The organism is Planktotalea sp. (assembly GCF_050633725.1).
Taxonomy (GTDB): domain Bacteria; phylum Pseudomonadota; class Alphaproteobacteria; order Rhodobacterales; family Rhodobacteraceae; genus Planktotalea.
In genome coordinates, this window is the sequence record NZ_JBOEHB010000028.1 from 83,802 (window position 1) to 93,533 (window position 9,732).

General features: G+C 53.4%; 3 protein-coding genes and 1 pseudogene. All 4 read left to right on the forward strand.

The window, feature by feature from the left end; translation table 11 throughout:
* The first annotated feature begins 256 nt into the window (after positions 1–256).
* Positions 257–3,964, forward strand: a complete 3,708-nt coding sequence (locus ACRBCU_RS17480) for a calcium-binding protein (protein WP_431366675.1) — start codon at positions 257–259, stop codon at positions 3,962–3,964.
* A gap of 232 nt (positions 3,965–4,196) precedes the next feature.
* Complete coding sequence (locus ACRBCU_RS17485) at positions 4,197–5,177, forward strand: murein L,D-transpeptidase catalytic domain-containing protein (protein WP_431366676.1); 981 nt, start codon at positions 4,197–4,199, stop codon at positions 5,175–5,177.
* A gap of 220 nt (positions 5,178–5,397) precedes the next feature.
* Positions 5,398–6,627, forward strand: a complete 1,230-nt coding sequence (locus ACRBCU_RS17490) for a hypothetical protein (RefSeq protein WP_431366677.1) — start codon at positions 5,398–5,400, stop codon at positions 6,625–6,627.
* Between the two features lie 3 nt (positions 6,628–6,630).
* Positions 6,631–9,732: pseudogene (locus ACRBCU_RS17495) on the forward strand (hypothetical protein); the annotation flags it as partial.

The window sequence follows — 9,732 nt, forward strand, 5'->3', positions numbered from 1 at the left end:
CCCCCCTTTGTAGCGCCTGCGAGCGTTCTTATTTCGTTGGTTGCAACGCGCAGCGGGCCGTCCTGCGCATAAAAGAATTTCGCGTACCTGTGATCGTGTTCACAGTTCGGGTGCGTTTTCTGGAATAAGAACACCCCAAGTCCAAGATCTTTGCAGCTCCGATCCTCGCGCAAAAGTAGTTAACAGAATGTTAACCTTGCCCTAGGGTTGCTCAGATTTTGAAAAAACATTGCAATACAAATAAAGGACTGCTGTCATGCCCACCACACCTGTTCAATGGCTCAATACATTTCAAGCAAACACCGGCACGGCAAGTACGCCGACGACCAAACAGTCCGAGATCACAGGGCTTGCCAATGGCAATTTTCTTGTCTCATGGGTTGAAGAGGGCACCTCAGGCGTTGCGACATCTTCGGGCGAAGATATTGTTGGCCAGCTTTATGATTCATTCGGTTTTAAGATCGGCAGTGCGTTCCAGCTAAATACTTCTGAGACAATCGGGGAGCAGGATGATTTCGAAGTCGTCGCAACGGATGATGGCGGCTTTATTATGACCTATCGCTCTGAAGTAAGCACTGGCACGATTAAGACGATTGTAGAGCGCTACAATGCGGCAGGCTCGTCTATTGATTTTAAAACCACCCTGCTCGGTTCCTACAATGATGCCTTCAATCCTCAGATCGCATTTAACCTGAACCTTGAAACAACCGTGGGTACCGTCACGCTCGAGGACTCTTTATTTGGGAGTGGCCTGAATGAAGACATTTCGGGGCGCTTATTTAACAGCAGCTTGGATAATGCTACCTTTGTTGATCTAGGTGAAAACTCTACGTTTAACGATGAAAACAAGAACTCCATCGCTTTCAATACCAACGGAGAAATCGTTTCGGTATATATTGATGCGGCAACGGATGTGCAGCTTGATGTCTATTCCGCTACGGGTGTTTTGCAGCACACAGTTGATGTGGATTCCGGCCTTGATGACAATGCCGATCCGCGTGTTGTGACGCTCTCTAACGGGTTTATCGCTGTTGCTTGGGCCGAGGACTTTGGCGGCGGTGATTACGATATCAAGTATCGCGTCTATGACAGCAATCTAAACGCTGTGACGAGTGAAGCGAATGTCGCGGCGCTTTCCGATGTTGAAGACAACGCAGCTATGATTGCGCTGCCCGGTGGCGGCTTTGTTATTGCTTGGGACAATTCAACCTCGCCCAACAACGGGCTTTATGCGCAGGTGTTTGACAATAACGGGGCAAAGGTCGGATCGGTTGCCACACTTCACAGCGGCGCGATTTCCAACCCTGAACTGGGCGTTACTGTCGATGGTCGCCTGCTTTATACCTACACAAATGGCGGCAATATCTTTGCTGGTATCATGGACCCGCGCGATGGGGTGATTAACACCATCGACTATAACCCGTCAGGGCAATCCACGAACTTTGTCGAGGGCGATCTGATCATGGGGCGCATCGAAGGCACTGTGATCAATGGCGATAGTGGCGCGGATACGATCATCGGTGGCGACGGCGATGACACAATTGATGGCGCCGGCGGCGCAGATAGCCTGCGCGGCGGTGACGGCGATGATGTGATTTCGGCCGAAGGGAATGACTCAGTTGACGCGGGCGGCGATGATGATCTGATTATCATTACTGACAAGATCACCAATGGAAATGAGGTTGCAGTCGACGTAGACGGCGGCGGCGGGGTCGACACACTGGACTTGTCAGATTTCTCGCAAGGCGTTGATCTGGATTTGAACCGCGGCACTTATATCGCTGACGATGGTACCGCTGATGTGAGCCGTATTGAAACAGTTATCGGTGGCTCGGGCGATGACACTCTGGTCGGCGAAAGCGGCGCTCAGCGCCTCGAAGGCGGCATCGGCAACGACACGCTTGATGGTGGCTTTGGTTCCGATACGCTGCTCGGAGGGAGCGGCGATGATACATTTATTGTACGCGATGGTCATTTCATTGACGCTATCGACGGCGGCGCGGATGATGACACGCTCGATCTGTCTGATCTGGATGGGTCCGGTGATGCGGTTGTGATTGATTTGCAAGCTGGCACATGGGACGGACGCGGCCCTGAACAAACGATCACCAGCATAGAAACCGTGATCGGCTCGCAGGAAGATGATGTCATCACAGGCAACAATTCAGAAGCTGAAGACATTGACGGTCAGGGCGGCGCTGATCTGCTGGATGGCGGCTCTGGCGATGACACATTGCGCGGCGGCGCTGGCGATGACACGCTTGAGGGCAACGCAGGACGTGACAGCCTGTCTGGTGGTGACAATGACGATCTGTTCACCTTTAGCTTTGGCGATGGCATTGACGACATAGATGGCGGGGATGGGGTTGATACTTTCAATGCGGTGAATGCTCTTGAAAACATAGTAATCGATATGACGAGCAATCTGCATGTGCATAACGCAAATGGGATCATCGCCACTTTTGTAAACATGGAGAATGTTGCCACCGGTCAAGGCGCTGATGGGGTAGGCGGCAATGGCGAGAACAACATTATCTCAACCAATGCGGGCAATGACACGCTGGATGGTGACGGCGGGAATGACACGCTGGATGGCGGCACGGACGCAGACATCATATTTGGCGGCGGGGGCGACGATTCACTGATTGGCGGCGGAGGCGATGACACATTACAAGGTGACTTAGCTGCGCCTGGAAACATTAACGTAGGAACCGATACGATCCGCGGCGGCGACGGTAATGACACGATCCTTTATTCACGAAACGGTTCGAGTGATGATGATGTCGATGTCAATGACGGCGGCGCGGACATAGATACTTTCGTCATGGCGAACATCGAATCTGAACGGTTTGTCAATTTGACCGATGGCACATGGAGAACGCGAGATATTTCCTCAGCCGGATTCGTAAGAGGCACGTTGATCGACATAGAGAACATTCGCATCGAAGGGGATGGCGATGTCGATATTCGCGGTGATGGCGAAGACAACCATCTTTCGTCGACCTCAACCATCGCGGAAAACGTGCTAGAAGGCATGGCTGGTGATGACACGCTAAGCGGTGGTGGCGGCAACGACACGCTGACAGGCGGCACAGGGCGCGATGATCTGGACGGCGGTGAAGGTGACGATTTGTTCATCTTTGCAGCAGGCGATGAAATCGACAGCATTGATGGTGGCGATGGCATTGATACGTTCAATGCATCGGCTGCGAGCGAAAACATGCGTCTTGATATCGCTGATGGCACGCAAGAATATAACTCAAACGGTGACGAAACCAACTTTCTCAATATTGAAAGCCTAATCGCTGGCTCTGGCAACGATCTGCTGCGCGGCGGCAATGATGCAAACGTGCTGATTGGCAATGATGGCGCGGATACGATTGAAGCGGGCGAGGGCGCGGACCAATTGTCTGGTGGAAAAGGCAAGGACCATCTGTCTGGTGAAAAAGGTGCCGACCATCTGTCTGGTGGAAATGGGAAAGACACGATCTTGGGCGGAAACGGCGAAGATACTGTGTTGGGCGGCGATTATGGCGACAGGATCAAGGGCGGCAAAGGGTTTGATCAGTTGTCTGGCGAAAAAGGCGATGACAAAATCTACGGCGAAAAGGGCGAAGACATCCTCCTTGGCGGTAAAGGCGCAGACACGCTTATCGGCGGTAATGGCGATGATACCCTGGATGGCGGTAAGGGCGATGATTTCCTGAACGGTGGCGACGGCGCGGACTATTTCGTCTTTGTCAGCGGTGATGGAAACGACACGATCAAGGACTTCAACGCGACAGCAAATGCCGAAGATATTGATTTGTCGGCAGTCTCCGAGATCGTTGATTTCGCGGATCTTTCTGCCAATCATATGGTGCAAGATGGTGCGAATGTTGTGATCGATGACGGTGTGAATTTGACAATCACGCTGCTCGATGTTGCTCTGGCTGATCTCGGAAATGCAGATTTTCAGTTCTAAATAGGGCTCTCACTCTGAAAGGCCGCGTTTTTTGCGCGGCCTTTTTTGTGTCGTCTGCGGGTGTCGAAAGGTGGGGCGGATCGTAGATCTGCGGAATAACCTGCATGCGTTTCGTGTGTAACGTCACAGACAGGCGATGACTTGCTGTTGCGAAAATGGCCAGTTGCAAGAAAATGCGATAGCTGTTTTTCTTTTGGCAGGTTTGTTTGGAATGATTGCGACGAGGTGCTCGATGAAACGTTGGAAGGATTTTTCAAAGTTCGCTCTTTTGAGCGTCTTGGCTCTTGGGCTGAGCGCGCCGCTAAGCGCCGCGACGTTATCACGAGACATTCCCGCATGGTTGCAACGGCACGTCGGGGCAGGGGACGGGCAGATCGCGCCTGTCGTGCTCGCAAGAGCGCGCGCGCATCACCAAAGACAGGTGCGCAAATCTCGAGTGCGCAATCCGTGCTACATGGCAATGGATGCAACGCGACCAAGCACGTCAAGTTCAGGCAAGCCCGCGAAACGCTACTATGTCATTTGTGAAAACCAGAGATCGTTTTGGGCGGTGTCTTCGGGATTTGGAAACGGACGCAAACTGCCACAGGCAAACTTCGCAAACGGTAGGGAATGCGCCCGGCACTTCAGCAATGCGCTCGATTCAAAACTCACTATGGGCGGCGAATATCTCACCGCCGAACCACGAACCTCTCACAAGGGGTATGTCCGGCAATCTGGACAATCTGTTCCGTTCAATCGCACGTTCCTTGTCTTTGAAGGGATGGGCGAGACCTCGAATGCGCGGGACAGGGCAATTGGCGGGCATATGGCTGCGTTCGTTCGGTGGCAGTGCCGCAAGTTGGCGCCAAATAACCGATATGCAGATGACCAGGGATTTATCCGGCATGGGAAACTGATCGACTATACAAGCGGGCGCAGCAATGGATGCACGACGTGGTCACAGGACGCTACCCAGCGCATCCTTTCTCTTGTCGATGGCAACCGAACTACGCTCTACATCTACCCAGAATCTCGCGATATCAAGGCGGTTGCCGCAGCGGTGGGCAAAGGCATTTCTCCCGCAAACCAAGGTTTGTACTGGAATGCGTCGTGCCTGAAACAGATCGGCGCGCCAAAGTTTTGGCCAAAACGCAAACTAGAGCCGGTCATCAGAAAATGGCGCCGCTCGCTGCCTGCTTCGGTCCCGCGAGAATTGCCGCTTTGCCAATAAAAAGGGTTTTGAGTGGCGACGTTTTTGCTCATTTTGATTCTGCTTGAACTGCGCCAGCCGTTCGCGCAAAAAAACAGTGCTAAAGCCATCGAAAATCTAATGAAGGGCAAAGAAATCATAGGCTTGACGTGACGCGAAAAACGTAGCAACTTCGCTTCTGGGTGGTATTGTGGGGATGCCGTTCTGTGTGAACCAAGTTGTGTGTTATGTGTAATTGACTATGAGAACGTATCGTTCAGGTGCAGAAGTTAAGGGTGCTTTGAAGCCGCTGGGTGCAAGTCATAGGCACGCATCGCGCCGCGTTTTTAAATGCCTTGCCTCTGTTCTTTTGCTCCCAACACTCGCGATTGGAGCTTTCGCAGATACCTCATCTAACATTTCTAAAACTTTTTCAGGCGCGGGTCTTCATGCCGTCTCGGGTCAGGTGGCAATCGCCTATAGTGACGGCGCAAACGGCTCTGGCATTAGCTTGCGCTCGCTTGAAACGTTGTCTGAGTTGCAGGACGTCAAAACGCCAGAAGGCGTGCGCGCCTACGATCCTTCGTTCAACACAGATGGGTCTTCGCTGGTCTATGCTGGATTTTGCCCGTCAATCGGTGCGCCTTGCTCTGGCGACGCGCCGGGATGGAACATCTTTGAATTAGCGTTGAACACGGGCACGTCCACGCGACTGAGCGAGCCTGACACCAACCTTATGCGCGTTACACCACGATATGATGATGTCACGGGCGATGTGTTTTATGTTGGTGTTTCCGCTACGATAAGCTCGGACATTGACCGACTTGTCAGCCCTTCCGCAGTGTTCAAAATTACCGATCAACGCGCCAGCGAAGCGGTCTTTCCATCGGGCAGTTATTCGGCAGAAAACGGGGCGATCTTCGATCCTATCGGAACCTTGAATGCCGTTGATCTTCTTTCGGTTTCAGATGGCAAGCTCTCTGTCAAAGCGCGCATCAAAGTTCCTTCAAGCCGCCCAATCTTGCTCGGCTCCAACGCCGCAAAGGCGGATGAGCGTTTGATCAAGGCAGCGGACCGTGTGTTTTACAGCAAACCGCGCCGCGATTTTCGCGACAGGGAAACGGCTAATACGTTGATATTTGTTGAGGGGGATCGTCTTGTTTTTGCAGATGAGTACCCGCAGGTCTCGGCCGTGCTTTCCGCGCGCCTTGGCTTGCATGTTGCGGCCGCTGATCCGCAATCAAACAGCGCGTTCGTCATCGTTCAAAGTCTTGATCCAAACGTACGAAATGCTTTGGCGTCGATCACGCCGACAGACACCCAGATCCTGTACCAGCTACCCGATCTCACATCGGTTCCGCTTGATTTTGAAGTTTCCGGCTCTAGTGCCGCTTTATTTGTTCAAGAGGCCGATGCCTCTGTTTCCGCCTTCGTGTTTTCCGATTGGGGAGCGCCAAGATTAGTAAGTGTGTTTAAAATGGGAGAGCACTAAGACATGCCGACACTACAAGAACAATTTGATGAGTTCACTTCGCACATCGACGATTCTGCCCAAAGGCAGCTTGTATTTGACTACATCACCCGCTTTCCCGGGCTAAGCTTTGACACAAGCATTGATGACTACCTTCTAAACCCTGCGCCGTCCTTGACGCCGGGATTTGAGGCCGGTTTCACGGGCGAGTTTCGCTGGGGGAACTGGGTTGGCGCGGGAACGGGCGCGGGTCGTTTCTCAAACCACCAAGACTTTACGCCGAGCGAGTTCCTTGTGTCAGCACGCGACGTTTTCGACGCCATCGGCCGCACACATGACCTATCGATTTTCCAAGCCTCAGCGACCCTGACCAACGCTTTGGCCGCTTCAGGAGGCAACTACGTTGCCGAACTTGAAGCCGTAAGACAGTTCTTGCTTGAGCGCGCTCAGATCGACGCTGATTTCTCGGATGCTGTTTCTGCGCTCGGAATTCGTGACGGATTGGTTGGGTACGAGGTGCAAATCCGCGAACTTGGCCTTGCGATTATGGAATGGGGCGCAGAGGGCTACGCAGCTTCGGCAGAGCAAGTTCAATCGTTGATCACCCTGTACCAACTCTCTGATGCAAGTATGCAAGCAGACATTGAACTGATTGTGCGTCCCGATGACCTTCGTGATGCGCAGCGCGCCAGCTTTAGTCTTATTGACGAGATTGGTTCGGTTCTGAGTGAATTCAGAGCGACCACTGTACCGTCTCAAAATCTGATCAACTCTGCGGCACATCATTTTGACCAAATCCTGCTTGGCCATGTGGCACTTCCGGGGGTCGGCGTCTTTTATCCGGATGACCGAGCCAACGCGCGAAACGAGTTTTTGAACGAATTTGAGGCGACTTTTGGATCTGAGGCGCGTGAACGCCTCGTCCAAGCGCTAGAGCAAAGCTGTTTTGTTGCAGGCACGCCGATTACCCTTTGGAATGGCGAAACCAAAGCGATCGAAGATATCACCTGCGAGGATGTGGTTCTGACGTTCGATGCTCATGGTACGGGCAAGCCCGGCGTCGTTGACAAGCTGTTCACCAATACCACGCGTCAATTGGTTGAAGTCACTTTTGAGAGCGCGCGCGCGCCGTTGGTGACAACGCCCGGCCACAGCTTCATGACGGAAACGGGTCTCTATGTTGAAATCGGCCAGCTATTGAAGCTGGGCGGCGGCACAGTGCGGTTGGTTGATACAGACGGAAACGTTGTCACAGCATCAGCCGAAGTGATCGAATACTCCGCTGAAACAGCTGCGATGTTTGAGCAATCAGAGGTGTCCGCACGCGCTGCGAATGGCAATGCGCGAGGGTCATATGCAAAAGACAGCGAAGGTTGGGCAACCTATAACTTCGAGGTCAGAGATCACCACAACTACGTTGCTGGTGAAATCCGTGTGCACAACGACTCTATCCTGTCCAAGATTGAAGACGGCGATGTTGTTCTGGCATCAAATGATGATCTGACACAGGTCGCAGTGCTGAGAGATGTCGATGGTGACGGCGATCTTGATGTCGTTGTTATGGAAGGCATCCGCGATGCGGCTGGAAATGCGAACACGCAAGTTCTGTCAACGAACGTCTATCTCGACAACGGCGAGACCTATTCGTTGTCAACGGGCGGGACTGGCAATCTAGCCGAGCGGGTTCAGGACGTCTTGAGCCAGTCCTTTGCCAGTGGTGCCTCTGATGGCGTCACAAGCGCGGATGGCGTTGATCCATGGAACAACAGCGGCATTTCCGACGACTTCGAAGAAGTGCTGTTTGATGACGTACTGGGCTTGGCGGGGGATGCGCCAGCAACGCGCGGCGAGACCCGCGCGCTATACAGCTATTTCGAAACACAGCTTGGTGACACAGTCTTTGCCGCGCCTGATCTGACGAATGCGACGGACCTGATTTCTCTACAGGCGGCCTTTCAGGATTTGGCAACAGCGTTCAACGCACTCAATGGTGAAGTCAGCTACTTTGCAGGTACGGGAGACCGCGTAGAGCCAGCCTATCAAGGATTGTCCGGCGCGGCGGCACTTGCCTTCCTCGTAGGAATGGACCTCGGGCTTGAGCTGGTGCCAGCAGTTGTTGTCGATGGCCCGTTTGGCCCGATTGAGGTGACGCCCGCTATCACGCTTGGCTCTCTCTTGGACACGCTCGTTGGTACACAGGCGCAGTTCGATGTGATCTTTGGCGAAGGCATCGCACCTGCTGATGTGTCTCAGGCCCAAGCGGGCGATGATCTCGTTTTGACAATCGCAAACGCGGACGGATCGAGCAGCACGCTCACTTTGGAAGGGGTCTATAGCGACGGCAACACGGATGAAGTCGCCAACATCGTCTTCTACGATGGCACAACGCTAAGCCTTGATGACCTGCCTGAAACTGCGACGGGTGACGGCATTGTAACAGGGACGGATGGTGCCGACATCATCGACGCAAGCTATACGGACGTTGACGGAGATGTCGTCACAGCGGGCGACGATACGGTTATGGGCGGCTTGGGCGACGACTACCTTGCTGCAGGCACTGGTAACGACGCCTATGACGGCGGCGAAGGTGTGGATACGGTTTATCTTGCCGGGGCCGCGGACGAATTTGTCTTCTCTTTCGACGGTGCTCTAATGGTCGCGGACGCCAACGGAAATGATGGATCAGACGAAGGGAGCGACACGCTAAGCAATATCGAGCAACTCGATTATGCGGACGGCAATAGCGCAGAGATTGTCGAAGGGGTCGATACGATCTCCATCACTCAGAATTCTGCGGCAGGTGTCAGGCTTGCTCTCACCGTATTGGATACTGGCGAAACCAGATCTTGGGAGAGTTATACAACGACCTTTGCAGCGGACGGCGTGACGCGAACTGATCAAGTCTTCAACTATGATGATGGTCGGGTGCTGAATCGCGACTTCGACGCAAGTGGTCTGCGTAGCTCGCAAACCATGAGCGACGTGGATAACGCCCATGCTTGGACGGATTACACAACGACCTTTGCAGCAGATGGCGCGACGCGGACCGATCAAGTCTTCAACTATGACGACGGTCGGGTGCTAGACCGTGACTATGATGCTAGTGGCCTGCGCACGTCGCAGACC